Genomic DNA, 26,464 nt, shown 5'->3' with positions numbered 1-26,464 from the left:
GGGTTCTGGCGAGTGTTTCCGCAGGTCGCGGACGCCAGAACCCACCATTTCTGGTGTTGCGGGTGTGTCAGTAGCGGTAGTGCTCCGCCTTGTACGGACCCTCGACATCGACGTTGATGTACTCGGCCTGTTCCTTGGTGAGCTTGGTCAGCGTTCCACCGAGTGCCTCGACGTGGATCTTCGCGACCTTCTCGTCGAGCACCTTGGGCAGGCGGTAGACCTCGTTGTCGTACTCGTTGTTCTTGGTCCACAACTCGATCTGCGCGATGACCTGATTCGAGAAGCTGTTGCTCATCACGAACGACGGGTGGCCCGTCGCGTTACCGAGATTGAGCAGACGGCCTTCGGACAGCACGATGATCGCCTTGCCGTCCGGGAAGATCCACTGATCGACCTGCGGCTTGATGTTGATGCGGGTCATGTCCTTGGAGGACTCCAGGCCGGCCATGTCGATCTCGTTGTCGAAGTGGCCGATGTTGCCCAGGATCGCCTGGTGCTTCATCTGCTTCATGTGGTCGAACGTGATGATGCCCAGGTTGCCGGTCGAGGTGATGACGATGTCGGCGTTTCCGATCGCGTCCTCGACGGTGACGACGTCGTAGCCGTCCATCAGCGCCTGCAGCGCGTTGATCGGGTCGATCTCGGTGACCTGCACGCGCGCACCCTGGCCCGAGAGGGACTCGGCGCAACCCTTGCCGACGTCTCCGTAGCCGCAGATCAGTACTTTCTTGCCACCGATGAGGACGTCGGTTCCGCGGTTGATGCCGTCGATCAGCGAATGGCGGGTGCCGTACTTGTTGTCGAACTTGCTCTTGGTGACCGAGTCGTTGACGTTGATCGCGGGGAACACCAGTTCGCCGGCCGCGGCGAACTGGTAGAGCCGCAGCACGCCGGTGGTGGTCTCTTCGGTGACGCCCTGAACAGACTCCGCGATCGCCGACCACTTGCCCTTGTCGGTTTCGAAGCGCTCCCGCAGCAGCGCGAGGAAGACCTTGTACTCGGCCGAGTCGAGATCGTCGTCGGTCGGAGGGACGGTGCCGGCCTTTTCGAACTGCGCGCCGCGCAGCACCAACGAGGTGGCGTCGCCGCCGTCGTCGAGGATCATGTTCGCCGGTTCACCGGGCCAGGTGAGCATCTGCTCGGCGGCCCACCAGTACTCCTCGAGGCTCTCGCCCTTCCACGCGAAGACGGACACGCCCTTCGGTTCCTCGACGGTGCCGTACGGCCCGACGACGATGGCTGCGGCCGCTTCGTCCTGCGTCGAGAAGATGTTGCACGACGCCCAGCGCACCTCGGCACCGAGCGCGACGAGCGTCTCGATCAGAACCGCGGTCTGCACTGTCATGTGCAGCGAACCGGAAATGCGAGCTCCCTTGAGCGGCAACACATCCGCGTACTCACGACGCAGGGCCATCAACCCTGGCATCTCGTGCTCGGCCAGCCCGATCTCCTTGCGGCCATATTCTGCCAGCGAGAGATCCGCCACCTTGAAGTCGATACCGTTGCGGCTTTCCGCGGTGAGCGGGCCGTTCTGGACCGATGTCATATACCACTCCTCAAAGTCCCACCTGAATGTTGCCTACCAGGCTAACCGGTGGACTCCCGGCGCCCACCCCCGGCTGCGGCATCGACCACGGGCCCGAAGATCTCGGCGAGATCATCGGCGACATCGCGGTCCGTTTCCGGCGGCATCGACACATAACTCAGCGCCATCCGCACGATCGCTCGCGCGATTCGGACAGCGGCGACCTCGTCGGCGCGCACCCAGCTGGTCTGGAGGAGATCGACGATCCTCGCGGACGCGGTGGTGATGAGCGGTTCCGCATCGGTGGTGATGAGCCGCAGCAGATCGGGCTTCGCCTGTCCGGTCAGCAGCGACTGGATCAGGGGATCGTCGGCCGCAGTGACAAAGAACCCGGAGAAGCCTTCGGCCAGAGCAACTCTGGCGTCACGCTCGTGCGCGAGGATTGCCTCGGTGACCTGATCGACGAAGCGATCGGTCAGACGCAGTGCGTACGCCGCCGCCAGCCCCTGACGGGAGGCGAACTCGTTGTAGACGGTCTGCCTGCTGACCCCCGAAGCGGCCGCCACATCGGCCATCGTGACCGCGGACCAGTCCCTGGTCCGCAGTAGTTGGCGCATACCGTCGAGCAGGCTGTTACGGAGCAGCTGCTTGCTGGCGAGCGCGTACGGAACAGGCGCGCCCGCCGGCGAGGTCACCGCGCGGGCGCTGAGGTCGGACATACCGGCCAGGGTAGCGCCCGCTCGCGCAGGTCTCATGGCGGCGGTTTCACGAGCGGGTGACTTCCTCCATGTAGAAGTCCGCTTTGGCGGCGCCGCAGTCCGGGCAGCTCCAGTCGTCCGGGATGTCGTCCCAACGGGTACCGGGAGCGATACCGTCCTCGGGCCAACCCTTTTCCTCGTCGTACTCGAATCCGCACTGCATACAGACATACAATTTGTAGTTCATCACTGCTCCTCGCCTTCCGGCTCGAAATCAACCTTTTCGCGGACGCCACAGTCGGGACAGGGCCAGTCGTCGGGCACGTCCTGCCAGCTCGTTCCGGCCGGGAAACCTTCGCGCGGGGCGCCCACCGACTCGTCGTAGACGTAGTCACAGACCGGACAACGGTAAGCGCTCATCGTGAGCCGGCTCCGTGTTTCGCCAAGATCTTCTCTCGGCGCCGCGGGACGATGTTGGCCAGCGACAAGTCGCCGTCATAGTGCTCGATCACCCTGTGGTCCATCACCTTTCGCCAGATCGGCGGGAAGTAGGCCAGCGTGATCATGCTGGCGTAGCCACTAGGAAGATTCGGCGCGTCGTCGAAGCTGCGCAGTATCTGGTAGCGCCGCGTCGGATTGGCGTGGTGGTCACTGTGCCGCTGCAGGTGGTAGAGGAAGATGTTGGTGCAGATGTGATCCGAGTTCCAGCTGTGTTCCGGTGCCGCCCGTACATATCGACCACTCGCGGTCTTCTGGCGGAGCAACCCGTAGTGCTCGAGATAGTTGACCGTCTCGAGCAAACTGAAACCGTAGATTGCCTGGATCACCATGAACGGCAGGATCTGCCAGCCGAAGATCGCCGTCAGCACTCCCCACAGTGCTACGGACATCAGCCACGCGTTCAGCACATCGTTACGGATGTTCCAGACCGAGTGATCGAGCCGCTCCATACGGGTGCGCTCGAGCTTCCATGACGACGTCAGACTCCCCCACACACTGCGCGGCAGAAAAGCCCAGAACGTCTCGCCGTACTTGGCGCTGGCCGGGTCTTCCGGAGTTGCGACCCGAACGTGGTGTCCGCGATTGTGCTCGATGAAGAAGTGCCCGTAGAACGTCTGCGCCAGTGTCACCTTCGACAGCCACCGTTCCAGCGAGGCCTTCTTGTGGCCGAGTTCGTGAGCGGTGTTGATACCGATCCCACCCATCACCCCGACCGACAGCGCAACGCCGATCTTGGAGACGATCCCCAGACCACCCTCGACCCCGAGCCAGCTCAGATCGCTGGCGGTCCACAGGTAGCAGGCGAAGACGAGGCTCGCGAGCTGGAACGGGATGTAGGCATAGGTGCAGTAGCGGTAGTACTTGTCGTTCTCCAGCTGCTCCATCAGCTCCTCCGGCGGATTCTGGCCGTCGGGGCCGAAGAACACATCGAGGATGGGCAGCAGCACGTAGACCAGCAGTGGTCCGATCCACCACCACACGGGTGACACCGCGGTCAGACCCAGGGCATTGAAGCCGGCAACCATCGCGGTCGCGAGAAACAGCGCTGTCGGTGGGACAAGACCCAGCAGCCACAGGTGACGCTTCTTGTCGCGCCACTGCTCAGGCGCAGGAGCGGCACCCGCGTCGCCGCCGCTGTTGGTCGTGAGGTCGGTACTCATCAACTTCCTCCTCGAGGAGTAGACGTGCAATAAGTGGAACGTGTTATGGACAGTACCGGCATCATCGTCGGGTGTCTATACATTTGAGCAGGTTTGTAAAGTGACCTACTCAACAAAAAGGCCCCGGCCCCGCACATGCGTGCGAAACCGGGGCCTGATGGCTCAGGCTGCCTCGATCAGCTACTGCCCTTCTCGAGATTCGCCGCTCTCGTGGCGTCTCCCACCTCATCCGACAACTCACCGCGCTCGCGCTTGCCGACCAGCGAATGCCGCTGGCTGTAGAGGAAGTAGACCGCGACCCCGATGATCATCCAGATGATGAACCGGATCCACGTCAGCGCCGACAGGTTCAGCATCAACCACAGGCACGCCAGGATCGCAGCAATAGGCAGCACCGGCATCCACGGGACCTTGAACCCGCGGGGCAGGTCTGGCCTGGTCTTGCGCAGGACGATCACGCCGGCGGCGACGACGATGAAGGCAAACAACGTGCCGACGTTGACCATCTCTTCGAGCTTCTCGATCGGGAAGAACGCCGCGACGATTGCAACCACGACACCGACGATGATCTGGATGCGCGCCGGGGTACCGAACTTGCTCGTCTTGGACAGCGACCGCGGCAGCAGACCGTCGCGCGCCATCGCGAACAGCACCCGGGACTGGCCCAACATGAGCACCATGACCACAGTGGTCAGACCGGCCAGCGCACCGATCGAGATCACCTTCTCCGCCCAGGTCACCCCGTTCTGCCCGAACGCGTAGGCAAGGTTCTTCGGCTGACCGTCGCCGGCCGAGGTGGCGAGATCGGTGTACTTCACCATGCCGGTGACGACGATCGTGACGAGGATGTAGAGGACCGTGACGATGGCGAGCGACCCCAAAATGCCTCGCGGCACATCCTTTTTGGGATTCTTGGTCTCCTCGGCCGTGGTCGCGACGACGTCGAAACCGATGAACGCGAAGAACACGATGGACGCCGCGGCCAGCACGCCGTACCAGCCATAGCTCGAGTCTCCACCGCCGGTCATCAGTGAGAACAGGGTGGAGTCGACCGACTTGCCACCGGATTCTGCTTCTTCGGCCTTCGGGATGAACGGTGAGTAATTCTCGCCCTTGATGTAGAAGAAGCCCACCACGATCACGAGCAGGACGACGCAGACCTTGATGGCCGTCACGACGGCACTGAACGTCGACGACAGCTTGGTTCCCAGCACCAGCAGGACCGTGATCACCGTGACGATGACCAACGCTCCCCAGTCGACATCGAGACCCGCGATTTCAGCTGTCCCACCCGAGAATCCGAAGACCGAACCCAGATAACTGGACCACCCCTTGGACACCACCGCAGCGCCGACGGCGAACTCGAGGATGAGGTCCCAGCCGAGGATCCAGGCCAGGAACTCACCGAAGGTCGCATAGCCGAATGTGTACGCCGATCCGGCGACCGGCACCGTAGAGGCGAACTCGGCGTAACACAGCGCCGCAAGTGCACATGCGAACGCCGCCATCACAAAGGACAGCGAGATCGCCGGGCCGGCCTTGTTACCCGCAGTCGATGCGGTGATCGTGAAAATACCTGCACCGATGACGACCGAGACACCGAAGACGGTGAGGTCCCACCAGGTCAAACTCTTCTTCAGCTGCGAACCGGGTTCTTCGGTGTCAGCCATGGATTGCTCAACGGATTTTGTCCGTGTCAGCGGATTACTCACTAGAGCTCCTCGCTCGAGGTGGAAAACACTGCGGGTCTGTCTGCGAAACTATCGGACCGGAAGAGTAACTGTTAGGCAATCACAGGACTCGCGAGTCGTATCCCCCGCGCCGGTTCCGTCCAAACGCCCAGCGCCTCTCGCCCACGACGCACAGACCCGCCGAAGTTACACTCCGGCGGGTCTGTGGTCGTCGACAGGGTGGATCAGCTGAAGTAACCGGCCGTCCGTTGGTCTGCCTCCACGGGGATCACGAGGAAATCAGCTGAAGTAACCGGCCGTCCGTTGGTCTGCAGCCTGCATGTTGGTCGAAGCCTCGGTGACCTTCGACGACAGAGCGGTCAGCAGGGTGCGGGAATCGGTGAAACTCGTGTCCCAACTCTGCTGAGCGGAGCCGTAGGCCTGCGAGGCCTGCTGCGACTGCCAATTCTCGTGCAGACGGGCAACTTCTGATTTCAGGGTGGTCGCCAGGTGCTCCAACTGATTGAAGTTGCTGTTCAACTGTGCGGCCAGCTCTTCCATCCGCGGGTAGTTGTACTGGATGATGCTCATGGGTGGGTCCTCTCGAGGTGAGTGTGAAGTGATCCGGTGTCTACAGGCGCAGGCCGGAGCCGGAGACGTTGTTGAAGGTGCCCGCCGTGTCCTGGTCTTCGGCGTCGTAACCGTTGAAACCGGTGGACAACGAGGTCTTGAGGCCTTCGAGGGCGGTTTGCAACTGTGTTGCCTCGTCTTTCCAGGCGGTCACCGCGTTCTGGAACGCCCCGCTGGCGTTGCCTTTCCACAGAGCCAGCGCTTCATCGGCATCGGCGGTGATCCGCGCGAGAACCGTTCCCATGTCGGCGACGATGTCCCCCACCGTTTTTGTCGAGGCCAGCCCGGCCGAGACATCGAGTTCAAGACCGTTGGTCATAGTGCATCCCCTTCTTGTATGGCTGCCGCGGCATCAGGTGATGGCCGCGGATCTAACGTCTGGTTTCCGAACCTGTAAAACCCAGGCGCCACAGATTGCTCGCGCGACCTGTGGGTGTGCCCGTGTCCCCTGATCACGGCAACCACCTCCCCGACGGCAGTGTTTCCACGAGAAGCTCGACTGCCTGAGAAATCTTGTGTGGGCCTGCGGCCGACAATGTCGACCAGATCCTCCCGTCCGGAGACGTGCTGGGACCGGCGAGAATACGGCCGCGCGCGGTGTCGTAGACGGCGACAGCGCCTGCGGATCGCACCGTGCGCCCGGGCCCCGACTCGACGGCGACGACCTCTGCATGGCCCGTGCACGATTCGAAGGCAGCTGCGTAACCGGCGGCAACGTGGTCACGTGCACCCATGGCGTGCAACGCATCCGAGTAATCCGCGGCGGACCGTGCGCGATCCAGTCGCATACGCATCTCTTCGGCTGGTGCGCTGAAAGCCGGGAGTTCGGGTGTCTCGGCGTAACCGAACAGCTTCGAGATGACGGCCCCCACATCCTTGTCGGAGTGGACGGGCACCTCCCGGACCTCGACACCGGCACGCGTCCGAGTGGCCAGTACATGTCTGGGACCCTGACGGGCCAGGCACGAACGCGCACATCCCTCGGGGGTGAATATCCTTGCCTCGATGACCATTTCCGGTCTGGCAAGGATCGACAGTGCATCTGCCACGGGTTCGGCCACGCCGCGGTGTGCGTGCGGGTCATCGCAGAGAATCCCCAGCGAGGTCAGTTCGGCGACCGCGGCCGAGTGCGCGGCGTCACGCACCGTCACAAGCTCGTATTGTGGTTCGATGGCCAACACCAGTGGCCAGGTCTGATGCCCGAGAAGCGTTCCGAGGTGGTCCAGGTGGTCATCGGTGAGGTCGTACGCGGGTGCAATGTCCGTCGTCCACATGTTGCTCACCGGTCCTGATCGCCGGCGCCGAGAACGGCGGGTATGGATGTGGCCGCAGGCAGGTCGAGCGCGCCACTGCTGTAGCGGGGATCAGGATGCTCGATGGCGGTATCCGCAGGTCGATCGAAGTGAGCCCAGTCGACCGTGGCGTGCGCGGCATCGGTTCCGGCGCTGTCGATACCCGCCGACCGAACCGGACGTGGTTCCCGTACGGGCGTTTCGTTGCTCGGCGCCAGTCCGCCCACCATCGGAGCCACAGGTGCCATCGGCGACATCGGTCGGGGTGCCGGCGTGGACGTCGCAGGCTCCGCGACGATCTGCCCGGCACCTGCCCCCGCCAGCACGGTGGCTGCGAAGCGGGACTTCTCACGAGGTGCGGCGACCGGCATCGCCACGGGGACCATCCCGATCGGCCCCGCGGGCGCCGAGGGCGACACCGGAGTCGCGGGGGTGGACCGGTGCGTTCGTGACGCCTCTTCAGAGGTCAGCGCAACGGGGGAAACCGTCACAGGCGGGGTCGGCACCGACCACGGACGGGCGAGGGGCTCCGTCGCCGACTCGTAGGTCTCCATCACTCGCGATGCGCGTTGCTTCTGGTCGTGGAGAGCACGTTCGGCGTCCGCCGCCACGCCCCCGATGGGTGTGCCCAGCGCTGCACCCACCGCCGCGGCCGTGTTTCGAATGCCAGTGGTGACCTCGATCTCGGGGAGATTGGGCATCCCCAGCCGGGCGACCGTGGTGGCTGCACACTGCGCTGCCGCCCGGCTCCCATTGTCCGCCGCGACCGTCGCCGCCTCGGCGAACCACGGTGTCAGTTCCCCCAGCTTCGCGAATGCCTGATCGGAGTGCGCAGATTGCCATGACACACCCAGTCTGGCAAGGATTCTCATGTAGTCGACACCTGCATCGGCGAAGATCGCCGACAACCGGGTCCAGCCGACACCGGCATCTGCCAACGGACCCACCCCGGCACCGCTGACAAGGTCCTTCGCCAGCTGCTCGGTCGGTCTGGCCTGCCAGACCACATTCGTAAAACCTGTCATCGTCTGTCCTCACGCCTGGTCAGAGGCGAAAGGCCTCCTCGATCGTTTCCTCGGCGCCGCGGTATCCAACAGCCTGCGCACGCAACACGGCAGCGATCTTGCGGAGCTCATGCACGCCGGCAGAAGCGCCCCGCACGTAGCTCTCGGCGACAGCCGACAAAGTGGTGGCCGCTGCCACCGACACCTCGTCACGCCCTGCCGGGTTGACCGACAAGGCCGACTTCTCCTGTGACAAAGCCCCTTCCAAGCCGTCAGCGAGTGCGTCCAGCTCTCCGGCCGCCCTCAACAACTCGTCGGAATCCACTTTCAACTGATCGCTGCTCATTGTTTCCCCCGTTGGTTCGTTCAGGCTTCGTCTGCTGATGGTCAGGCTTGTTGATCGCGTGCCGGTGACCCCAGACGCAACCGCACGTCCGGCGCCGGCTCCGGGTCAGGGGCCTGGATCTCTCCGAGGACGGCGGGTGCGACGTCCGAGATCTCTCCGATGATCCGGCTGCCGTTGAGCTCGGTGACCAGGTAGTCGGCGGTCTCGTGCTGGTCATCTGACGCGCCGGCACCGCGTCCGGCTCCCATCGCCCCCATCGGGGCCATCGGGCCGCCCATCCCGGCTGGTACGACGGCGCTCTGGTTGCGACCGGCCGGTCCCGCTGGCCCCTCGGGGCTCGGCCCGCTCATCAGCCCGGGCGCAGTACGTGCACTGAGCGGACTGGGCCCACCGCCGCCCGGTCCCGAGCCACCGCCGCCACCGCCACCGCCGCCGCGGCCTGCACCCCCCATACCCGCCAGGCCTGCAGGAACCGTCGTCGCAAGTTCTCCGCCCTTCGGCGTATATCCGCTCTTCAATTGGGCCTCATGGCTTTTCAGGAGCTGGCTGCCGGCAGAACTCGTCATGGTGCCGAGTTGGCCGACTCCGGTGACCATCGGCTTCCCGACCCCGTCGAGGACGGTGCTCGCGATGGAAAACGGCGACGGACCGGCGGCAGGTGCGCCCGTCACCGGAACAGGCTGCCCGTTCACGACCATGTGGCTCGTGGGCGCAAGGAGTTGGGCACGAGTGGCCGTGACCACCGCAGTGGCCTCGGCAAGGCCCTCGGCCGCGACGCCCAACGCCAGCGCCTGCCCCGGTGGGGTCACCAGGATCGGCGCCGATGCCGCGATGATCCCGATCGTTTTCGCGATGATCCCCTGCACCAGGGACAGGCCGGTGCCCACGATCGCGGCGGCGCCCTGCGTGTCGAGCGACATCACCCCGCCCTGGGTGGACAGCGCCGCGGTGTCGGCGCCTGCCTGCGCGCCCTTGACCGTGGTAGCCGCTGCCGCCTGCCCGGTCCACACCTGATCCAGAGCTTTCAGTGCGCCCGAGCCCATCCCCATCGACATGTCGAGTATTTGCGACAGGCCCTCCAGGATCATGGTCGGATCGAAGTCTCCCCCACCGAGATTGCCCGTCCCGAAGCCACCGAGGAGATCAGTGATCGGCTTGATCAACACGCTGAGGTCGAGTGGCGGCAGCGGCGGAAGGCCAGGCAGTGGTGGAACCGCCGACAACTCCGGTAACCCGGGCAGGCCGAGATCCGCGAGGACTGTGCTGACCGGTGTGTCAAGGATGGGCCCCAGTGGGCTCGACTCGATGAGTTCGCGGATGGTCGGATCCAGCGGCGGCGCCGGCGCCGGATGCGTTGTGAAGTTCGGTGTGCTCACGTGGTCCCCCGACCGGTCGCTACAGCGCTGACTCGATGCCCCTGAATTGGTTGCCGGCTCCGTCATCGGTCTCGGTGAATTCTGCGGCGGTGGCGAGGGCGGCGGCTGCTATCCCGGCGTGCACCGCAGCAAGCTGACCCACGCCGAGGAGGTGGCTGGCCTGCGCCTGCGCGAAGGCGAGCAGGAACTCCTGGCCGATGAGTCCGAACACCGGAACCATCGTCGCGACATTGGCTGCCGCGTTGATCGAACCGGCGGCTGCCACGGCTGCGGACATCACTGCCGCAGTGTCCGCGTAGGCCTCTATCGCTGCTGGTACCGCGGTGATCTCGGACATCTTTCCCCCATGTGGTGTGAACCCGGAACTTTCACGAACTGGTTCGCCGCTCCAGACAAGCCCGGGCTCCGGCTGCGGCATCTGACGTATTGGACGCCTACGATCCCGGACCGGTTCCCCGCGTCGGAGAAGTCGAGGTCATCGATGCCGGGCGAGAGTCGACCAGCTCTGCGAACGAGGTGTTGAAGTCCTCGAGTATCGCTGCCCGCCGGGCGAATGCCCGACCGGCTGCGACTCCGGCAGTTGCCACGATCAGCTCCCCCAGCGCGTCCGCGCCGAGAGTCACCGCCGAAGGCGCGAACCACAACCCGGTCAGCGCCCCGACCCCGTCGACTTCCGCGGTGACGTGGTCGCCGGGCGATGTCTCACGCGCCGAGATCGCTGCCAAGCGCTCGTTGACCTCGTGTAGTCCGTCGAGTTGCCGCCGGGCCCTGGCCTCGAGTTCGTCCATCGCCCAGCTCATACCGACCGCATCCAGCTGCTCGGCGCACTCGCTTCGGCATCGTCGTGATGCTCGGCCCGCGCGAGATCGTCAGCCCTCGGCAGCTTCATCTGGTCGATGATGTCTGCGCTCACGCCGTGAGCCCTGAGCTCCTCGCGGCGCGCCACCCCCGCATGCATGGCCGCTTGTTGACACAGACGCAGCACCTCCGCGGCCAGCACCGCCGGATCTTTCCGCAGTTCGGTCGGCTCGAGTCGAACCGCCGTCGGCAAGCCCTGATCTGTGGTCACCACCGTGATGGTCCCGGTCCGCGAAGTCGCCGCAGCCATGGATGTCCCCCCTTGTTCGACCCCTGGCTGGAGAGGATACCCACAACGTCGGCGAAGTTGTGCTCAGACATTCACAGGTTCGTCACTTGGTCTATGCTCCCCTTAACAAACGGTCGGGGGCGGCTAGAAGTGCACGGTTTGCCTGCGTCGATTTGCCGCAGAAGACCGAGTGTGCCAACAGGGGGCTGTTCCGTGAGTTACAACAATGCCGATGTACCGGCTCCGCCACCGTGGTTGCAGGCCGACGCCGACATAGATCTTTCGCAATTTGAACGACCGGGAATCCCAGCGCGACAACCAGACCCATCGTCCGCATTGCCGAACGTCGAGGCCGACCCAGGCCGGCACGGCTCTGATGACGTGCCGCAGGGAAATGCGATCGAGCGTCAGCCATCCACCGCCGCTCCGCAGACGGGTGCACAACCCGTTCCGCCGCAGCCGGGTCCGCCTCTGCACGCACCACCTGCGTACCCACAGCCGCTGTCCTACGGAAATCCTGCGCAGTCACCGGGCGCGCCGTTCGCACCTACACCCCTTCACACAGAAGTGACGCCGCCCGCCACGCCACCGGGGAGTCCGGCTCAGTTCACCTCAGAACCCCGGCACGGCCAGGGCTTTGCGCCGCCGGCGGCCTATGCCCCACCGCCCGGACCTCCCCAGCAGGGGCCGCCGCAGCCCGGGCCCCCGCAACCCGTTCCCGGACAGCACTTTCCACCGATTCAGGCCGGGCCACCCCAACCCGGACTGCAACAGCCCGGGTACGGGCAGCCCTCGACCTACGGCAACACTGGCTACGGCCCGGCGAGTCTCGACGAGGTCGCGTTGCTCCGGAAGGCTCGCCGCGCTCCGGCGAGCGGGTGGCGGCGCACGGTTCATAAACTGTCCGCAGGCACCATCAATCCTGGCGAGTCACCGGATGACCTGGTCTACAAACATCTGCTGGAGCGCGTCAACCAGCCCGTCCGCGGTGACTACCGGATCGCGGTGCTCTCCCTCAAGGGCGGGGTCGGCAAGACCACGACCACAGTGGGATTGGGTTCGACGTTCGCATCGCTGCGTGGCGACCGCGTCATCGCTGTCGACGCCAACCCCGACCTGGGCACACTCGCTCAACGGATTCCGCAGCAAACACGTTCGACGGTGCGCGATCTACTGTCCGACGAGTCGATTTATCGGTATTCCGACGTGCGGGCTCACACCTCGCAAGCGCCGAGCAGGCTGGAAGTTCTTGCATCAGAGCGCGATCCGGCGGTCGCGGAAGCGTTCAGCGAAACCGACTATCGCGGCGTGATGACTGTGCTGCAGCGGTTCTACAACATCATCATCACCGATTGCGGGACGGGCCTGAGCCACTCCGCGATGAATGGTGTTCTCGACATGGCCAACGCCCTGATCCTGGTCACCTCACCGGCGATCGACGGCGCCCGGAGTGCTGGGGCCACGCTCGACTGGCTCCAGGCACACGGTTTCGGTCATCTCGTCAGCAGCGCGGTGGTAGTCCTGAGTTCGTCACGTCCGGGAGCGTCGTCCATCGACACCGATCAGCTCAGCGCGCACTTTCTCACCAGATGTCGTGCAGTACAGCAGATCCCATTCGACGATCATCTGGCCGAGGGTGCCGAGGTCGACCTCGACCTCCTCGGCAAACCGACCCGGCGAGCGCTGGTGGAGATGGCGGCAACGGTCGCAGACGACTTCCCGTCCACGACGATGAGGCGCAACGAGCCGTTCAGCAGTTCGTCGACCCCTCCACACTCGCAGTAAGGTACAGCGATGAGCTATCTAGAGCCACACGACAATTCAGGTTCGCCGGAGTGGCAGAGCAATCAGCCATATCAGGGTTCGCCGGGCTACCCCGCGCCCTACGAGCCGCCGAATCCGATGTATCAGGCACCCGCGCCGTACGGACAACCCACATACGGGCCCTCAGCGTTCGGTCCGGTGGCCGGGTTCACCGGAGATCCGGGCGCGCCTTTCGGACGCGATCCTTACACCGGAGAACCTCTGTCCGACAAGTCGAAAGTTGTTGCCGGCCTGCTGCAACTGTTTCTCGGAGGCTTCGGCGCCGGCCGCTTCTACATCGGCTCCAACGGCATCGCTATCGGGCAGCTGTGCGTTGATCGCCGGATGGGTGCTGGCGATCGTCCTCATCGGGTACATCATCCTGTTGGGACTGGGCATCTGGGTGATCGTCGATGCGATCATGATTTTCACCGGCAGCGTGCGCGATTCGCGCGGTCTCAAACTCAGGGATTGACGCCCAGCCCCGAAAGTGTGTTGTTTTGGCGGGCTCCACCTGCGGTTTTGTTCGCCAGAACAGCACATCCTCGGGGGGTCAATCGCCGCAGCAGCCGTTCGGATCGATCGCGGCACGGGTTTCCCGGGTGATGGAGTTGCGTTGCGCCAAGTTGTTGTCAGCCGGGTAGTCCACACCGATCAGACTCAGACCGCAGGCAGGCGCGACCGGCACCTCACTGGATCGACTGCGTTGCTGCAGCAGCCCCGCGCACCATTGCACGGAACGGCGGCCCTCACCGACCGTGGCCACGGCGCCGACCAGAGATCGAACCATCGACCAACAGAACGCGTCGGCGCTCACCTGTGCGACGAGGACGCCGAAGTCATCGCGCATCCAGCGAAAGTCCTGCAGCTCGCGTACGGTCGTCGCCCCGTCGCGACGGCGGCAGAACGCAGCGAAATCGTTCAGGCCCAACAGTACAGCTGACGCCTCTTCGAGGAGGTCGGCATTCAACGGCCGCGACCATGCCGCCGTTGTCCGCGCAGACACCGGCTCCGCACCCCAGGGATCGTCGGCCAACCGATATTCGTAATGTCTGCGGAGAGCCGAGAACCGGGCGTCGAACTCGGTAGGCGCTTCCTCGATGTCCTTGACCCGGACATCCACCGGAAGCATCTTGGCGAGGCGGCGCACCAGTCTTCCGGGGTCTCCGTCGATCGATCGGGCCTCGAGAGTCGCTGCGGCGACATCGAAATGAGCCACCTGACCGGTTGCGTGGACACCCGCGTCGGTGCGGCCGGCAACAGTGAGGGTGATCGGCTCGCGCAACACCGTACTCAGCGTTTCCTCGAGAACCCCGCAGACCGTCCGCTGTCCGGGCTGGCTCGCCCATCCCGCGAAATCGGTTCCGTCATAGCCGATCTGCATCCGCAACCGCATAACCGACCCTCCTTCTATGACGAAGCCCGCCACCGGATGTACCGGTGGCGGGCTCGCCAAAAACGTTGACGCTCAGGCGGCGGCTTACTTCTTGTCTTCGTCGACGATCTCGGCGGCGCTCTTGGCCGTCGTCTCATCGGTCAGACCCTCGGCGACTGCTTCGGCGTTCTCGACCTCGGCATCGGTAGCGTCGGCCTCGACAGCCTCGACCACGTTGTCGTCAGCCGAATCGGCTTCGACGACAGCCTCATCGGCCTTCTTCTTCGAAGCGGCAGCGCGGGTGGCGCGGTCGGCCTCCGACGAAGCGGTCTTTTCCTTCACCAGTTCGATCACTGCCATGGGGGCGTTGTCGCCCTTGCGTGGCAGCGTCTTGATGATGCGTGTGTAGCCACCCGGACGGTCCGCGTAAAACGGCCCGATCTCGGCGAACAGCGTGTGCACGACGTCCTTGTTACGGATGTCCTTGAGCACCTCACGACGGTGAGCCAGGTTACCGGCCTTCGCGTGGGTGATCAGCTTCTCCGCGTAGGGACGCAGCTTCTTCGCCTTGGCTTCGGTCGTGGTGATCCGGCCGTGCTCGAAGAGCGAGGTGGCGAGGTTCGCCAGCATCGCTTTCTGGTGCGAAGCCGACCCGCCGAGGCGGGTACCCTTTGTGGGCTTGGGCATTTCGAACTCCTAGGGTTCGCTCTCGACCTCTCGGTCGTGAGCTGGGGGTCTGGTTAGAGCTGTTCGGTTTCCGCGAAGTCTTCGCCGGCAGCGTCGTCGGAGAAAGCAGCGTCGTCGGACCAGGTGCCGGTCGCAACGTCGTATCCGGCCACCTGGGACGGATCGAAGCTGGCCGGGCTGTCCTTGAGCGCCAGGCCGAGTGCGTGCAGCTTGACCTTGACCTCGTCGATCGACTTCTGGCCGAAGTTCCGGATGTCGAGGAGATCCGATTCAGTGCGGGCCACGAGCTCGCCGACGGTGTGCACTCCCTCACGCTTGAGGCAGTTGTACGACCGGACGGTGAGTTCCAGGTCCTCGATCGGAAGGCTGAAGGATGCGATGTGATCGGCCTCGGCGGGCGAGGGTCCGATCTCGACACCTTCTGCTTCGACGTTGAGCTCACGTGCGAGTCCGAACAGCTCGACCAGGGTCTTGCCGGCCGAGGCCAGCGCGTCCCGCGCGGTGATGGAGTTCTTGGTCTCCACGTCGAGAACGAGCCGATCGAAGTCGGTGCGCTGCTCGACGCGGGTGGCTTCCACCTTGTAGGTGACCTTGAGCACCGGCGAGTAGATCGAGTCGACCGGGATGCGGCCGATCTCGGCGCCGGACGCCTTGTTCTGGACGGCGGGGACATAGCCGCGACCGCGCTCGACGACGAGCTCGATCTCCAACTTGCCCTTGTCGTTCAGGGTGGCGATGTGCAGATCCGGATTGTGCACGGTGACACCGGCCGGAGGCACGATGTCAGCGCCGGTGACCGCGCCGGGTCCCTGCTTGCGCACGTACATGGTGACCGGCTCGTCTTCTTCCGAGCTCACGACCAGGCCCTTGAGGTTCAGTATGATGTCGGTGACATCTTCCTTGACTCCCGGGACGGTGGTGAACTCGTGCAGCACCCCGTCGATCCGGATGCTGGTGACAGCAGCGCCGGGGATCGACGAGAGCAGGGTGCGACGGAGCGAGTTACCGAGGGTGTAACCGAATCCTGGCTCAAGCGGCTCGATGACGAACTTCGAGCGGTCTTCCGCGATGATCTCTTCGGACAGTGTGGGTCGCTGTGAAATCAGCATGTATCTTCTTCTCCTCTTGAACGCCCGCTATATGACGCCCTAGACAATGAAACTGTGCGGCGGTTGCCGCGGAAACCGAATCAGCGCTGGGCTGGTTCGTGGATTACTTGGAGTAGAACTCGACGATGAGCTGTTCCTGCAGCGGCACGTCGATCTGTGCGCGCTCGGGCTCCGAGTGCACCAGGATGCGCAGCGTGCTGGGCACGACCTGCAACCAGCCCGGTACCGGACGATCGCCCTGGATTTCCTTGGCGATCTGGAACGGAGTGGTCTGCAACGACTTCGGGCGGACATCGATGATGTCGTAGCGAGAGACGCGGTAGCTGGGGACGTCGACCTTCACACCGTTGACGGTGAGGTGTCCGTGGCTGACCATCTGGCGGGCCTGACGACGGGTACGAGCCAGTCCGGCGCGGTACACGACGTTGTCGAGACGGGTCTCGAGCAGACGCAGCAATTCGTCACCGGTCTTGCCGTTGCGACGGTTGGCCTCTTTGTAGTACAGGCTGAACTGCTTTTCCATCACGCCGTAGGTGAAGCGAGCCTTCTGCTTCTCCTGCAGCTGCAGCAGGTATTCGCTCTCCTTGATCCGCGCGCGGCCGTGCTGGCCGGGCGGGTAGGGGCGACGCTCGAACGCCTGGTCTCCGCCGACGAGGTCGACGCGCAGACGGCGAGATTTGCGGGTTGCGGGTCCGGTATAACGAGCCATTTTCTAGTCCTCTTCTTTCCCGTTAGACCCGACGCCGCTTGGGCGGACGGCAACCGTTGTGCGGCTGCGGGGTGACATCGGAAATGGTGCCGACCTCGAGGCCGGCGGCCTGCAGTGATCGAATTGCGGTCTCGCGGCCCGAACCCGGGCCCTTCACGAAGACGTCGACCTTCTTGACGCCGTGTTCCTGCGCCTTGCGAGCAGCACTCTCGGCGGCGAGCTGCGCGGCGAACGGGGTGCTCTTACGCGAACCCTTGAAGCCGACGTGGCCCGAAGACGCCCAGGCGATGACATTGCCGGCCGGATCGGTGATGGAGACGATGGTGTTGTTGAACGTGCTCTTGATGTGCGCGCTGCCGTGCGGGACGTTCTTCTTCTCGCGACGACGAGTGCCCTTCTTGGGGCCGGCGCTACGTGACTTAGGAGGCATGGATTACTTCTTCTTCCCGGCGATGGTCTTCTTCGGGCCCTTACGGGTCCGAGCGTTGGTCTTGGTGCGCTGTCCACGGACAGGCAGTCCACGACGGTGACGCAGACCCTGGTAGCAGCCGATCTCGATCTTGCGACGAATGTCGGCCTGCACCTCACGGCGCAGGTCACCTTCGACCTTGACCGAGGCCTCGAGGTACTCGCGAAGCTTCAGAACGTCTTCGTCGGTGAGATCCTTGGCCCGCAGATCGGCGCTGAGACCGGTCGCGGAAAGGATCTCTTTGGAGGTGGTACGTCCAACTCCGTAGATGTAAGTCAGTGCGATCTCCAGGCGCTTTTCGCGCGGGAGGTCAACACCAGCAACACGTGCCATGTGGCGTTTCCTTTGATTCTCGGAGGTCTGCTCCCAGTCCGTCCCCTGCTCTGCGAGGGGCCCCGGCCTCCGTGCCGGGGGTAGGCGGTGATCCGTTTATCACCGCTGGTGCTGGGAGGTCTTCTCTAGCCGGTATTCAGTTGTGTCTCGCTCTTGCAAGCGATCTTGCGAGGGTGCTGATCAGCCCTGACGCTGCTTGTGACGCAGGTTGTCGCAGATCACCATGACCCGGCCGTTACGCCGGATCACCTTGCACTTCTCGCAGATCGGCTTGACGCTCGGCTGAACCTTCACGTCTCGATCTCCTTCAAAGCCCCGCGGCGCAGCGCACTGCTGCACCACAGCTGGTGTCCTTACCCGGAGGTGTCCGGGAAGCCTTTACTTGTACCGGTAAACGATGCGGCCGCGGGTCAGGTCGTAGGGCGACAGCTCCACGACCACGCGGTCCTCGGGCAGGATGCGGATGTAGTGCTGCCGCATCTTGCCACTGATGTGGGCGAGCACCTTGTGGCCGTTCTCCAGCTCAATGCGGAACATTGCATTGGGCAGGGGTTCGACAACTCGACCCTCGACCTCGATCGCGCCTTCTTTGGCCATAGCCTCCACGATTCTGGTGTGTTCACCACACCTGAACAGTTCTGTTCGATTACCTTCATGGCACGCCCGTGTCCCGGATATTCGAGTGACAGCTGGCAGAGGGCTCGACAGAGTTCTGCGGATCTGGGCACGAAAACAACCCGGCGCGGGTGCACCGTTGATCAACTTTACGCTGCTGCGCTGCTCAGGACAAATAAGTCCGATATCACCCATCGCCGACCGGCGCGCCCGGCTCGAAATTGCCCCTTGACGCGATCACATCTGCCGGTTTACCGTGACTCCACTCACAAATTGAAACGTTTCAAACACGCTTCACCACCGACAGGCTCCACATGCACAGAGTGTGTTTCACGATGAATCTGCGGCCAGATCGCATCGACGACTACCTCGCCGCCCATCAGGATGTCTGGCCCGAGATGCTCGAGGCCCTTCGCTCCACCGGCTGGCACAACTACTCGTTGTTCCTACGGCCCACCGACGGACTCGTCGTCGGCTACCTCGAGACCGAGGACTTCGATCGGGCTCGCGAACTGATGGCCCAGACCGAGGTGAACGGCAAGTGGCAGAGCCAGATGGCCCAGTACTTCGACACCGGAACCCACCCGGACACCGCGATGACCGTCGTCGACGAGTACTTCCACCTCGCATGATCCCTTCCCCTCGCTTGTTCCCCACCCCCTCCTGTCCCAGTACCCTCCCAACTCATAAACCCGTGAAGGAGACCCCATGAACATCGGGGCAAAGAAGACCACCGGCTGGAAGGCGACCATCTCGGTCGCCATGTCCAACTACATCGAGGCAGGCTCGATCATCGCCATCGCCACCAGCCTCGGCTTCTGGCAGGACGAGTTCGGTATCAGCAACTTCGCCGTCGGTTTGCTGGCAGCACTCAGTGCCAACGCTTTCGGTGCCGCGATCGGCGCTGCCATCGGAGGTCCGCTGTGTGACCGCTACGGCCGCAAGGCGATCTACACCTACGACCTGATGGTTTACATGGTCGGCATCCTGCTCGCGGCTTTCGCGATGAACTTCGGGATGCTGATGATCGCCTTCGTGGTGACCGGCATCGCCGTCGGCGCCGGTGTTCCCGCGTCCTGGACCTATATCGCCGAGCAGGCACCGTCGGGCGCCCGCGCCAAGCACGTCGGTACCGCACAACTCGCATGGTCCGTCGGACCGCTCGTCGGATTCGCACTCGCCGCCGCACTGGCCCCGCTGGGGCTGCTCGGATCGCGTCTGATCTTCCTACACCTGTTCGTGGTCGCCGCCGTCGTCTGGTGGATCCGGCAGGGATTGGTCGAATCGAAACTCTGGACCGACGAGGGTCGCGAAAACACCACGATCCCCCAGGCCTCCGTCTCGGGCGGACAGGGTCTGCGCGGCCTGTTCTCCAAGAAGGTCAACATCACCGCACTCCTGGTCCTCATCGGCATCTACGGGTTCTGGAACACCGTCGCCGGGCAGGCCGGCATCTTCATGCCGCGGGTCTACGAGACCGCGGGACTCGAGAGCGAAGTCCAGCAGAACCTGCTGCAGGTGCTGGTCTGGGGCATGACTGTCCTGGCCACCTACTTCATCTTCATGCGCCTGGCCGATCACATGTCGCAGCGACTGCTGTTCGCACTGGGCGCGATCCCCGGCATCTTCGCCTGGGGCGTACTGGTCCTGTTCACCGATGGCGGCATGACCACCTTGCTCATCTTCGCGATCTGCTGGGGTATCTCGAGTGGTGTCGGCGCCCAGGCGTTCTACAGCCTCTGGGCCAGCGAACTGTTCGCCACGCCTTACCGGGCCAGCGCACAGGGCATCATGTTCTTCGCGGTCCGCACCGCCACCGGCCTGCTCAGCTACTTCTTCCCCACCCTGCTCGCTGCCACCGGCCTGGCCTGGGTCGGACTCATCCTCATGACCTGCCTGACTCTCTCACTCATCATCGGTGTCATCTGGGCCCCGAACACCCGCGGCAAAGACCTCAAGCAGATCGAGATCGAACGCTACGGCGAGCCGATCAGCCCGGAGCTGGCGAGCAACACTCATGCCGCTCAAGATCTTTCGGTCCCTCACGAGCCATCCCCGACGGTGAACGTGCCGGCATCCGCGGGCAACACAGGAGGTAACTGACATGAGAAACCTCGACACCGACGCTATTGAAACGTTTCAGAACCTAGCTATCGAGCTGCCGTCCTGGGCTTTCGGCAACTCCGGGACACGATTCAAGGTCTTCGGCACCCCCGGCACCCCTCGCACCGTCGAGGAGAAGATCGCAGACGCCGCAACCGTGCACCGCTTCACCGGCCTGGCACCGAAGGTCGCCCTCCACATCCCCTGGGATGTCGTCGACGACTTCGGGGCACTGCGCAGTTACGCCGCAGACCTGGGCGTCGACCTGGGAACGGTCAACTCCAACACGTTCCAAGACGATGACTACAAGTTCGGCAGCCTCACCCATACCGACAAGCACGTCCGGCAGAAGGCGATCGATCATCACATCCGGTGTATCGAGGTGATGAACGAGACCGGTTCCCGCGATCTCAAGATCTGGCTCGCCGACGGCACGAATTACCCGGGCCAGGGGGACATCCGCGGTCGGCAGGACCGCCTCGCGGAGTCGCTGGCGACCATCTACCAGCACATCGGCGACGAGCAGCGAATGGTGCTGGAATACAAGTTCTTCGAGCCCGCGACGTACATGACGGACGTGCCGGACTGGGGCACCTCTTACGCTCAGGTCAGCGCGCTCGGCGAGCGCGCGTTGGTCTGCCTCGACACCGGCCATCACGCACCCGGGACCAACATCGAGTTCATCGTCGCCCAGCTGCTGCGGTTGGGGAAGCTCGGCTCGTTCGACTTCAACTCCCGCTTCTACGCCGACGACGACCTGATCGTCGGTGCTGCAGATCCTTTTCAACTGTTCCGCATCATGTTCGAGGTCATTCGCGGTGGCGGACTCGACACCGGGTCGCCGGTCGCCCTGATGCTCGATCAGTGCCACAACGTCGAGGAGAAGATCCCCGGGCAGATCCGGTCGGTCCTCAACGTGCAGGAGATGACCGCTCGCGCACTGCTCGTCGACACCGACGCGCTCGCGGACGCCCAGGACACCGGAGATGTGCTGGGCGCCAACGCGATCTTCATGGACGCGTTCTACACCGACATCCGGCCCGACCTGGCGGCCTGGCGCGCCGAACGCGGACTACCCGCCGATCCGATGGCCGCGTTCGCCCAGTCCGGTTACCAGGAGGAGATCACCGCCGCTCGCGTCGGTGGCACCCAATCCTCCTGGGGCGCCTGATCCACACCTCATCTCCCCATCTTCTAAGGACGTACACATGACGAACGAGACCGTCACCCAACTGATCGAACGCTCCAACCGACTCGGCGCCGATCCCAAGAACACCAACTACGCGGGTGGCAACACCTCCGCCAAGGGCACCGAACGCGACCCCGTGACCGGCCAGGACGTCGATCTCATGTGGGTGAAGGGTTCCGGCGGCGACCTGGGCACCCTCAGCGAGAACGGACTGGCGGTACTGCGACTGGACCGACTGCGCGCGCTCACCGGGGTGTATCCGGGCGTCGATCGCGAGGACGAGATGGTCGCCGCGTTCGACTACACCCTGCACGGCCGTGGCGGTGCGGCACCGTCGATCGACACCGCCATGCACGGCCTGGTCGACGCCGACCACGTCGACCACCTGCACCCCGACTCCGGTATAGCGATCGCCACCGCCGCCGACGGTGAGGCGATCACGAAGCAGATCTGGGGTGACCGGGTGATCTGGGTTCCGTGGCGGCGACCCGGGTTTCAGCTGGGACTCGACATCTCCGAGGTCAAACGCCAGAATCCGCAGGCGATCGGCACGATCCTCGGCGGTCACGGCATCACCGCGTGGGGCGACACCTCCGAGGCGGCCGAGGCCAACTCGCTCGAGATCATCGCGGCCGCTGAGGAGTTCATCGCGGCACACGGCCGGCCTCAGCCGTTCGGACCGCCGCTTCGTGGCTTCGGGCCGCTGTCTCCGGCCGAGCGCCGAGCGAAAGCCGCAGCGCTGGCACCGACTCTGCGCGGACTCGCGTCCACCGACAACGCCCAGGTCGGACACTTCACCGATACCGACCCGGTTCTCGAGTTCCTCACGGGCGCCGAGCATCCCCGGCTCGCCTCGCTCGGGACGTCGTGCCCCGATCACTTCCTGCGCACCAAGGTCAAGCCGATGGTGCTCGACCTGCCGGCCGATGCGCCCATCGAGAACTGCATCGCACGTCTCAAAGAACTCCACAGCTCGTACCGCGACGACTACACCGCCTACTACAACCGGCATGCGTCCGACGACTCCCCCGCCATGCGCGGTGCCGACCCGGCGATCGTGCTGATCCCCGGCGTCGGCATGTTCAGCTACGGCAAGAACAAGCAGACCGCTCGCGTGGCCGGCGAGTTCTACCTCAACGCCATCAATGTGATGCGCGGCGCCGAGTCGATCTCGCACTACCTGCCCATCGACGAGGTCGAGAAGTTCCGTATCGAGTACTGGGCTCTGGAAGAGGCCAAGCTCGCACGGATGCCGCAGCCCAAGCCACTGGCCACCCGGATCGCACTCGTGACCGGCGCAGCCTCGGGCATCGGCAAGGCCATCGCGACCCGCCTCGCCGCCGAAGGAGCCTGCGTGGTGATCGCCGACCTCGACGAAGAGAAGGCGGCAGCTGCGGCGGAGGAGATCGGCGGCTCGGACGTCGCGATCGGGATTCGCGCCGACGTGACCGACGAGGCTCAGGTCCAGGCCGCAATCGACGCCTGCGTCCTCGCATTCGGTGGTATCGACCTGGTCGTCAACAACGCCGGACTCTCCCTGTCGAAATCGCTGCTGGACACCACCGCCGCAGATTGGGATCTACAGCACAACGTGATGGCCCGCGGGTCGTTCCTGGTGTCGAGAGCCGCCGCCAAGGCGCTCATCGAGCAGCAGATGGGCGGCGACATCCTTTACATCTCGTCGAAGAACTCGGTCTTCGCCGGTCCCAACAACATCGCCTACTCGGCCACCAAGGCAGATCAGGCACACCAGGTCCGGCTGCTGGCCGCCGAGCTCGGCGAGCACGGGATCAAGGTCAACGGCATCAACCCCGATGGAGTCGTCCGCGGATCGGGCATCTTCGCAGGCGGCTGGGGCGCGAAGCGCGCCGCGGTCTACGGCGTCGCCGAAGAAGATCTCGGCGAGTTCTACGCTCAACGCACGCTGCTCAAACGCGAAGTGCTGCCGGAGAACATCGCCAACGCGGCATTTGTGCTGTGCAGCTCGGACATGTCCCACACCACCGGACTGCACGTCCCCGTCGACGCCGGTGTCGCCGCGGCATTCCTGCGATGATCAGGGGCCGCGCCGAACTGGCGGCCGTCGACCTGGGAGCGACCAGCGGCCGCGTGATGCTGGCCCGGGTCGGTGGCGGTCGTCTCGACATCCGGGAGGTGAACCGATTCGGGAACGGCCCCCTCCCGATCTGGGACGGTCGACGTACGGCGTTGCACTGGGACATTCCCGGCCTGTACGCCCACATCCGCGACGGATTGTCGGCAGCGGCACATCAGTCCACGGATCTGGTCGGAATCGGAATCGACTCGTGGGCAGTCGACTACGGCCTGTTGCGGGGTGGACGGCTCCTTGGTCTGCCCTACCACTACCGAGATGAACGGAACCACGCCGGAGTGTCGGCCGTCCACCAGACGATCGACCCCGCACTGCTGTACGCCCGCAACGGCCTGCAGTTCTTGCCCTTCAACACCGTCTACCAATTGATGGCCGAGAAACAGGCCGGGACCCTCGGACTCGCCGATCAGGCACTACTGATCCCCGACCTCATCGGGTACTGGCTCACCGGTCGGACGGCGACCGAGCGCACCAACGCCTCGACCACCGGACTGCTCGGCGCCGATGGCAACTGGGACAACGAACTCGAGCAGACGCTCGGCCTGCCCACCGGACTGTTTCCCACACTCATCGAACCGGGCTCCACGCTCGGTCCGGTACTGCCGGAAATCATCACGCAGCTCGGCCTGCCGTCGTCGGTGACGGTGACTGCCGTCGCCTCGCACGACACCGCCTCGGCAGTCGTTGCAGTCCCGATGCAGCCGGAGTCCGCTGGATACATCTCCTGCGGCACCTGGGGTCTGGTCGGCGTCGAAGTGGCCGATCGGGTCGTCAATCCTGGCGCCCGGGTCGCCAACTTCACCAACGAGGTCGGTGCCGACGGACGCATTCGGTTCCTGCGCAATGTCATGGGTCTGTGGCTCCTGAGTGAGTCGGTTCGGCAATGGGAGCGGGAAGGCGTCACCGTGGAGCTGCCCCGTGTGCTCGACGAAGCCGAACAGGCGCACCCCCCGGCTGAGCTCTTCGACACCGATGACCCGGAGTTCCTCACCCCCGGCGACATGCCGGCGCGGATCGCGCAGTGGTACACCAGCCGTGGTCTGCCCGCTCCTGCCGGTCGGGCCGCCATGGTTCGCGCCATCCTGGAGAGTCTGGCCGGCGCGTTCGCCCGTCGTATTCGTGACGCGGCGTCCCTGTCGGGTACCGGCGTCGAAGTCGTGCACATGGTCGGCGGCGGCTCGCGAAACCGGTTGCTGTGCCAGCTCACCGCAGACCGACTCGGTATGCCGGTACTCGCCGGGCCTGTCGAGGCCACCGCCATCGGCAACATCCTGATCTCGGCCCGCGCCAAAGAACTGATCGCCGACGACCCCGAGAGCGCACGTGCGCTGGTCGCCGCCACCTTCCCACCCGAACGTTTCGAGCCGCGTGCCGCGGCCCACACACACCACCTGAAGGCATTCCGATGAAACGACAGCTCCCCAAGGTTCACGACCTGGCGCCCCTGATGAAGTTCAAGAAACCGGAGTTCGACGCCAAAAAGCGCCGTCTGGACGCCGCCCTCACCATCGAAGACCTGCGCCGCCTCGCTAAACGCCGCACCCCGAAAGCCGCCTTCGATTACACCGACGGCTCCGCCGAGGCAGAGATCTCCATCGGTCGTGCCCGAGAAGCCTTCACCGACATCCAGTTCAACCCGGCCATCTTGCGTGATGTCTCCAAGGTCAGCACCGGTTGGCAGGTACTCGGTGCCCCGGTGTCGTTGCCGTTCGGCATCGCGCCCACCGGCTTCACCCGGATGATGCAGACCGAGGGCGAGATCGCCGGCGCACACGCCGCGGCACGGGCAGGCATCCCCTTCTCGCTGTCCACCATGGGTACGGCGTCCATCGAAGACGTACAGAAAGCCAACCCGCTGGGCCGCAATTGGTTTCAGCTCTACATGTGGAAAGAACGAGAGCGCTCGATGGCGCTGGTGGACCGGGCTGCCAAGGCCGGTTACGACACCCTGCTCGTCACCGTCGACGTGCCGGTTGCAGGCGCTCGCCTGCGCGACAAACGCAACGGGATGTCGATACCACCGGCGCTCACCCCGGGCACTGTGCTCAATGCGCTGCCGCGCCCCCACTGGTGGATCGACTTCCTCACCACCGAGCCGTTGGCTTTCGCCTCGCTCGATCGGTGGTCGGGCACTGTCGCCGAACTCCTGGACACCATGTTCGATCCGACGGTGACCTTCGACGACTTGGCCTGGATCCGCGATCAGTGGCCTGGCAAGGTCGTCGTGAAAGGCATTCAGACCGTGGCCGACGCACAGGCTGTCGTCGACCTGGGTGTCGACGGGATCGTGCTGTCGAATCATGGCGGGCGGCAACTCGATCGGGCACCGATTCCCTTCCACCTGCTCCCCGACGTCGTGCGCGAAGTCGGCTCCGACACCGAAGTGCTCCTCGACACCGGCATCATGTCCGGGGCAGACATCGTTGCGGCCATCGCCCTCGGTGCCCGCTTCACGCTGATCGGCCGGGCCTATCTCTACGGCCTCATGGCCGGCGGCGAGGCAGGGGTGAACCGGGCCGTCGACATACTCGCCGAACAGGTGGAACGAACCATGCGGTTGCTGGGGGTCACCGCGCTCGAGGAGCTGAGCCCGGCACACGTCACGCAGCTCACCCGGCTCGCGCCGCGCTAGCCTTTCGGTGGACGCCGCGACGGCATCCACCGAAGGTG

The 26,464-nt window shown here is 64.5% G+C and carries 31 protein-coding genes; 8 read left to right on the top strand and 23 right to left on the bottom strand.

Annotated features, from left to right (window positions below; all coding sequences use genetic code 11):
* Positions 1 to 67 precede the first annotated feature (67 nt).
* The 15 genes from ahcY to DFR67_RS20935 all read right to left on the bottom strand — a co-directional run bounded on the left by ahcY (position 68) and on the right by DFR67_RS20935 (position 11,310).
* Positions 68 to 1,546 carry an adenosylhomocysteinase gene (gene ahcY, locus DFR67_RS21010; RefSeq protein WP_110471450.1) on the bottom strand — a complete coding sequence of 493 codons (1,479 nt, stop codon included), beginning with the start codon at positions 1,544 to 1,546 and terminating at the stop codon, positions 68 to 70.
* Between the two features lie 41 nt (positions 1,547 to 1,587).
* A complete protein-coding gene (locus DFR67_RS21005; RefSeq protein WP_110471449.1) occupies positions 1,588 to 2,244 on the bottom strand; it encodes a TetR/AcrR family transcriptional regulator in 657 nt (218 codons plus the stop codon).
* Between the two features lie 46 nt (positions 2,245 to 2,290).
* Positions 2,291 to 2,470 carry a rubredoxin gene (locus DFR67_RS21000; RefSeq protein WP_030164608.1) on the bottom strand — a complete coding sequence of 60 codons (180 nt, stop codon included), beginning with the start codon at positions 2,468 to 2,470 and terminating at the stop codon, positions 2,291 to 2,293.
* Entirely contained in the window at positions 2,470 to 2,643 is a 174-nt protein-coding gene (locus DFR67_RS20995) for a rubredoxin (protein ID WP_110471447.1), read from the bottom strand. Before DFR67_RS20995 ends, DFR67_RS21000 begins: the two co-directional genes overlap by 1 nt.
* Positions 2,640 to 3,884 carry an alkane 1-monooxygenase gene (locus DFR67_RS20990; protein ID WP_110471446.1) on the bottom strand — a complete coding sequence of 415 codons (1,245 nt, stop codon included), beginning with the start codon at positions 3,882 to 3,884 and terminating at the stop codon, positions 2,640 to 2,642. The genes DFR67_RS20995 and DFR67_RS20990 overlap by 4 nt, the downstream gene beginning before the upstream one ends.
* A 176-nt stretch (positions 3,885 to 4,060) precedes the next feature.
* Positions 4,061 to 5,554, bottom strand: coding sequence for an APC family permease (locus DFR67_RS20985; RefSeq protein ID WP_110471445.1), 1,494 nt, complete (start codon positions 5,552 to 5,554; stop codon positions 4,061 to 4,063).
* Between the two features lie 300 nt (positions 5,555 to 5,854).
* Entirely contained in the window at positions 5,855 to 6,145 is a 291-nt protein-coding gene (locus DFR67_RS20980) for a WXG100 family type VII secretion target (RefSeq protein ID WP_110471444.1), read from the bottom strand.
* A 40-nt stretch (positions 6,146 to 6,185) separates the two neighbouring features.
* Positions 6,186 to 6,503: a WXG100 family type VII secretion target gene (locus DFR67_RS20975; RefSeq protein ID WP_110471443.1), complete on the bottom strand. Its 318-nt coding sequence runs from the start codon at positions 6,501 to 6,503 to the stop codon at positions 6,186 to 6,188.
* 133 nt (positions 6,504 to 6,636) lie between these two features.
* Positions 6,637 to 7,458 carry an ESX secretion-associated protein EspG gene (locus DFR67_RS20970; protein WP_245938077.1) on the bottom strand — a complete coding sequence of 274 codons (822 nt, stop codon included), beginning with the start codon at positions 7,456 to 7,458 and terminating at the stop codon, positions 6,637 to 6,639.
* Between the two features lie 5 nt (positions 7,459 to 7,463).
* Complete coding sequence (locus tag DFR67_RS20965; protein WP_110471441.1) at positions 7,464 to 8,501, bottom strand: PPE domain-containing protein; 1,038 nt, start codon at positions 8,499 to 8,501, stop codon at positions 7,464 to 7,466.
* A gap of 19 nt (positions 8,502 to 8,520) precedes the next feature.
* Entirely contained in the window at positions 8,521 to 8,826 is a 306-nt protein-coding gene (locus DFR67_RS20960) for a PE family protein (RefSeq protein WP_110471440.1), read from the bottom strand.
* Positions 8,827 to 8,867: 41 nt separating this feature from the next.
* Positions 8,868 to 10,202 (bottom strand): hypothetical protein, encoded by a 1,335-nt coding sequence (locus DFR67_RS30950; RefSeq protein ID WP_158540005.1) that lies wholly within the window; start codon positions 10,200 to 10,202, stop codon positions 8,868 to 8,870.
* A 19-nt stretch (positions 10,203 to 10,221) separates the two neighbouring features.
* Positions 10,222 to 10,539 (bottom strand): type VII secretion target, encoded by a 318-nt coding sequence (locus DFR67_RS20945; protein WP_110471437.1) that lies wholly within the window; start codon positions 10,537 to 10,539, stop codon positions 10,222 to 10,224.
* Positions 10,540 to 10,636: 97 nt separating this feature from the next.
* Positions 10,637 to 11,002: a YbaB/EbfC family nucleoid-associated protein gene (locus DFR67_RS20940; RefSeq protein ID WP_110471436.1), complete on the bottom strand. Its 366-nt coding sequence runs from the start codon at positions 11,000 to 11,002 to the stop codon at positions 10,637 to 10,639.
* Positions 10,999 to 11,310, bottom strand: a complete 312-nt coding sequence (locus DFR67_RS20935) for a hypothetical protein (RefSeq protein WP_110471435.1) — start codon at positions 11,308 to 11,310, stop codon at positions 10,999 to 11,001. Before DFR67_RS20935 ends, DFR67_RS20940 begins: the two co-directional genes overlap by 4 nt.
* Positions 11,311 to 11,403: 93 nt before the next feature.
* On the opposite strand from DFR67_RS20935, the gene DFR67_RS20930 reads away from it, so the two are divergent.
* Positions 11,404 to 13,074 (top strand): MinD/ParA family ATP-binding protein, encoded by a 1,671-nt coding sequence (locus DFR67_RS20930; RefSeq protein WP_425451314.1) that lies wholly within the window; start codon positions 11,404 to 11,406, stop codon positions 13,072 to 13,074.
* Positions 13,075 to 13,083: 9 nt separating this feature from the next.
* A complete protein-coding gene (locus tag DFR67_RS20925; RefSeq protein ID WP_425451313.1) occupies positions 13,084 to 13,698 on the top strand; it encodes a TM2 domain-containing protein in 615 nt (204 codons plus the stop codon).
* Here DFR67_RS20925 and truA read toward each other — a convergent pair.
* The 8 genes from truA to infA form a co-directional block, all read right to left on the bottom strand.
* Entirely contained in the window at positions 13,646 to 14,488 is an 843-nt protein-coding gene (gene truA / locus DFR67_RS20920; protein ID WP_110471433.1) for a tRNA pseudouridine(38-40) synthase TruA, read from the bottom strand. The two genes, DFR67_RS20925 and truA, sit on opposite strands and share 53 nt — an antisense overlap.
* 84 nt (positions 14,489 to 14,572) lie before the next feature.
* Positions 14,573 to 15,154, bottom strand: a complete 582-nt coding sequence (gene rplQ, locus DFR67_RS20915; protein WP_084835442.1) for a 50S ribosomal protein L17 — start codon at positions 15,152 to 15,154, stop codon at positions 14,573 to 14,575.
* Positions 15,155 to 15,207: 53 nt separating this feature from the next.
* The gene (locus DFR67_RS20910; RefSeq protein ID WP_084835441.1) at positions 15,208 to 16,263 is read right to left on the bottom strand and encodes a DNA-directed RNA polymerase subunit alpha; all 1,056 of its coding nucleotides are present in this window, start codon (positions 16,261 to 16,263) and stop codon (positions 15,208 to 15,210) included.
* A gap of 103 nt (positions 16,264 to 16,366) precedes the next feature.
* Positions 16,367 to 16,972 carry a 30S ribosomal protein S4 gene (rpsD, locus tag DFR67_RS20905; protein WP_084835440.1) on the bottom strand — a complete coding sequence of 202 codons (606 nt, stop codon included), beginning with the start codon at positions 16,970 to 16,972 and terminating at the stop codon, positions 16,367 to 16,369.
* A gap of 22 nt (positions 16,973 to 16,994) precedes the next feature.
* On the bottom strand, positions 16,995 to 17,402 hold the full coding sequence (gene rpsK, locus DFR67_RS20900; RefSeq protein WP_084835439.1) for a 30S ribosomal protein S11: 408 nt from the start codon (positions 17,400 to 17,402) through the stop codon (positions 16,995 to 16,997).
* A gap of 3 nt (positions 17,403 to 17,405) precedes the next feature.
* Complete coding sequence (gene rpsM / locus DFR67_RS20895; protein WP_110471432.1) at positions 17,406 to 17,774, bottom strand: 30S ribosomal protein S13; 369 nt, start codon at positions 17,772 to 17,774, stop codon at positions 17,406 to 17,408.
* 180 nt (positions 17,775 to 17,954) lie between these two features.
* Positions 17,955 to 18,068, bottom strand: coding sequence for a 50S ribosomal protein L36 (rpmJ, locus tag DFR67_RS20890; protein ID WP_040515091.1), 114 nt, complete (start codon positions 18,066 to 18,068; stop codon positions 17,955 to 17,957).
* Between the two features lie 84 nt (positions 18,069 to 18,152).
* The gene (gene infA, locus DFR67_RS20885; protein ID WP_020109371.1) at positions 18,153 to 18,371 is read right to left on the bottom strand and encodes a translation initiation factor IF-1; all 219 of its coding nucleotides are present in this window, start codon (positions 18,369 to 18,371) and stop codon (positions 18,153 to 18,155) included.
* 353 nt (positions 18,372 to 18,724) lie between these two features.
* Between infA and DFR67_RS20880 the strand changes: the two genes are divergently transcribed.
* The 6 genes from DFR67_RS20880 to DFR67_RS20855 all read left to right on the top strand — a co-directional run bounded on the left by DFR67_RS20880 (position 18,725) and on the right by DFR67_RS20855 (position 26,426).
* Positions 18,725 to 19,021, top strand: a complete 297-nt coding sequence (locus DFR67_RS20880; protein WP_245938067.1) for an L-rhamnose mutarotase — start codon at positions 18,725 to 18,727, stop codon at positions 19,019 to 19,021.
* A 76-nt stretch (positions 19,022 to 19,097) separates the two neighbouring features.
* Positions 19,098 to 20,492 carry an MFS transporter gene (locus DFR67_RS20875; protein WP_110471430.1) on the top strand — a complete coding sequence of 465 codons (1,395 nt, stop codon included), beginning with the start codon at positions 19,098 to 19,100 and terminating at the stop codon, positions 20,490 to 20,492.
* 1 nt (position 20,493) lies between these two features.
* Entirely contained in the window at positions 20,494 to 21,663 is a 1,170-nt protein-coding gene (gene rhaI / locus DFR67_RS20870) for an L-rhamnose isomerase (protein WP_110471429.1), read from the top strand.
* Between the two features lie 37 nt (positions 21,664 to 21,700).
* Positions 21,701 to 23,737 (top strand): bifunctional aldolase/short-chain dehydrogenase, encoded by a 2,037-nt coding sequence (locus tag DFR67_RS20865; protein ID WP_110471428.1) that lies wholly within the window; start codon positions 21,701 to 21,703, stop codon positions 23,735 to 23,737.
* Positions 23,734 to 25,203 (top strand): rhamnulokinase, encoded by a 1,470-nt coding sequence (locus DFR67_RS20860; RefSeq protein ID WP_110471427.1) that lies wholly within the window; start codon positions 23,734 to 23,736, stop codon positions 25,201 to 25,203. Before DFR67_RS20865 ends, DFR67_RS20860 begins: the two co-directional genes overlap by 4 nt.
* Complete coding sequence (locus DFR67_RS20855; protein WP_110471426.1) at positions 25,200 to 26,426, top strand: alpha-hydroxy acid oxidase; 1,227 nt, start codon at positions 25,200 to 25,202, stop codon at positions 26,424 to 26,426. The genes DFR67_RS20860 and DFR67_RS20855 overlap by 4 nt, the downstream gene beginning before the upstream one ends.
* The last annotated feature ends 38 nt before the right edge of the window (positions 26,427 to 26,464 follow it).

The sequence above is a fragment of the Williamsia limnetica genome, from assembly GCF_003217475.1.
Lineage (GTDB): Bacteria > Actinomycetota > Actinomycetes > Mycobacteriales > Mycobacteriaceae > Williamsia > Williamsia limnetica.
This window is presented reverse-complemented; position numbering and strand designations above follow the sequence as displayed.

What these genes read in the sequence shown, in the direction of transcription:
- ahcY (WP_110471450.1), bottom strand. Translation starts at nt 1,546, where the DNA reads ATGACATCGGTCCAGAACGGCCCGCTCACCGCGGAAAGCCGCAACGGT.
- DFR67_RS21005 (WP_110471449.1), bottom strand. Translation starts at nt 2,244, where the DNA reads ATGTCCGACCTCAGCGCCCGCGCGGTGACCTCGCCGGCGGGCGCGCCT.
- DFR67_RS21000 (WP_030164608.1), bottom strand. Translation starts at nt 2,470, where the DNA reads ATGAACTACAAATTGTATGTCTGTATGCAGTGCGGATTCGAGTACGAC.
- DFR67_RS20995 (WP_110471447.1), bottom strand. Translation starts at nt 2,643, where the DNA reads ATGAGCGCTTACCGTTGTCCGGTCTGTGACTACGTCTACGACGAGTCG.
- DFR67_RS20990 (WP_110471446.1), bottom strand. Translation starts at nt 3,884, where the DNA reads ATGAGTACCGACCTCACGACCAACAGCGGCGGCGACGCGGGTGCCGCT.
- DFR67_RS20985 (WP_110471445.1), bottom strand. Translation starts at nt 5,554, where the DNA reads ATGGCTGACACCGAAGAACCCGGTTCGCAGCTGAAGAAGAGTTTGACC.
- DFR67_RS20980 (WP_110471444.1), bottom strand. Translation starts at nt 6,145, where the DNA reads ATGAGCATCATCCAGTACAACTACCCGCGGATGGAAGAGCTGGCCGCA.
- DFR67_RS20975 (WP_110471443.1), bottom strand. Translation starts at nt 6,503, where the DNA reads ATGACCAACGGTCTTGAACTCGATGTCTCGGCCGGGCTGGCCTCGACA.
- DFR67_RS20970 (WP_245938077.1), bottom strand. Translation starts at nt 7,458, where the DNA reads ATGTGGACGACGGACATTGCACCCGCGTACGACCTCACCGATGACCAC.
- DFR67_RS20965 (WP_110471441.1), bottom strand. Translation starts at nt 8,501, where the DNA reads ATGACAGGTTTTACGAATGTGGTCTGGCAGGCCAGACCGACCGAGCAG.
- DFR67_RS20960 (WP_110471440.1), bottom strand. Translation starts at nt 8,826, where the DNA reads ATGAGCAGCGATCAGTTGAAAGTGGATTCCGACGAGTTGTTGAGGGCG.
- DFR67_RS20945 (WP_110471437.1), bottom strand. Translation starts at nt 10,539, where the DNA reads ATGTCCGAGATCACCGCGGTACCAGCAGCGATAGAGGCCTACGCGGAC.
- DFR67_RS20940 (WP_110471436.1), bottom strand. Translation starts at nt 11,002, where the DNA reads ATGAGCTGGGCGATGGACGAACTCGAGGCCAGGGCCCGGCGGCAACTC.
- DFR67_RS20935 (WP_110471435.1), bottom strand. Translation starts at nt 11,310, where the DNA reads ATGGCTGCGGCGACTTCGCGGACCGGGACCATCACGGTGGTGACCACA.
- DFR67_RS20930 (WP_425451314.1), top strand. Translation starts at nt 11,404, where the DNA reads ATGCTCCCCTTAACAAACGGTCGGGGGCGGCTAGAAGTGCACGGTTTG.
- DFR67_RS20925 (WP_425451313.1), top strand. Translation starts at nt 13,084, where the DNA reads ATGAGCTATCTAGAGCCACACGACAATTCAGGTTCGCCGGAGTGGCAG.
- truA (WP_110471433.1), bottom strand. Translation starts at nt 14,488, where the DNA reads ATGCGGTTGCGGATGCAGATCGGCTATGACGGAACCGATTTCGCGGGA.
- rplQ (WP_084835442.1), bottom strand. Translation starts at nt 15,154, where the DNA reads ATGCCCAAGCCCACAAAGGGTACCCGCCTCGGCGGGTCGGCTTCGCAC.
- DFR67_RS20910 (WP_084835441.1), bottom strand. Translation starts at nt 16,263, where the DNA reads ATGCTGATTTCACAGCGACCCACACTGTCCGAAGAGATCATCGCGGAA.
- rpsD (WP_084835440.1), bottom strand. Translation starts at nt 16,972, where the DNA reads ATGGCTCGTTATACCGGACCCGCAACCCGCAAATCTCGCCGTCTGCGC.
- rpsK (WP_084835439.1), bottom strand. Translation starts at nt 17,402, where the DNA reads ATGCCTCCTAAGTCACGTAGCGCCGGCCCCAAGAAGGGCACTCGTCGT.
- rpsM (WP_110471432.1), bottom strand. Translation starts at nt 17,774, where the DNA reads ATGGCACGTGTTGCTGGTGTTGACCTCCCGCGCGAAAAGCGCCTGGAG.
- infA (WP_020109371.1), bottom strand. Translation starts at nt 18,371, where the DNA reads ATGGCCAAAGAAGGCGCGATCGAGGTCGAGGGTCGAGTTGTCGAACCC.
- DFR67_RS20880 (WP_245938067.1), top strand. Translation starts at nt 18,725, where the DNA reads ATGAATCTGCGGCCAGATCGCATCGACGACTACCTCGCCGCCCATCAG.
- DFR67_RS20875 (WP_110471430.1), top strand. Translation starts at nt 19,098, where the DNA reads ATGAACATCGGGGCAAAGAAGACCACCGGCTGGAAGGCGACCATCTCG.
- rhaI (WP_110471429.1), top strand. Translation starts at nt 20,494, where the DNA reads ATGAGAAACCTCGACACCGACGCTATTGAAACGTTTCAGAACCTAGCT.
- DFR67_RS20865 (WP_110471428.1), top strand. Translation starts at nt 21,701, where the DNA reads ATGACGAACGAGACCGTCACCCAACTGATCGAACGCTCCAACCGACTC.
- DFR67_RS20860 (WP_110471427.1), top strand. Translation starts at nt 23,734, where the DNA reads ATGATCAGGGGCCGCGCCGAACTGGCGGCCGTCGACCTGGGAGCGACC.
- DFR67_RS20855 (WP_110471426.1), top strand. Translation starts at nt 25,200, where the DNA reads ATGAAACGACAGCTCCCCAAGGTTCACGACCTGGCGCCCCTGATGAAG.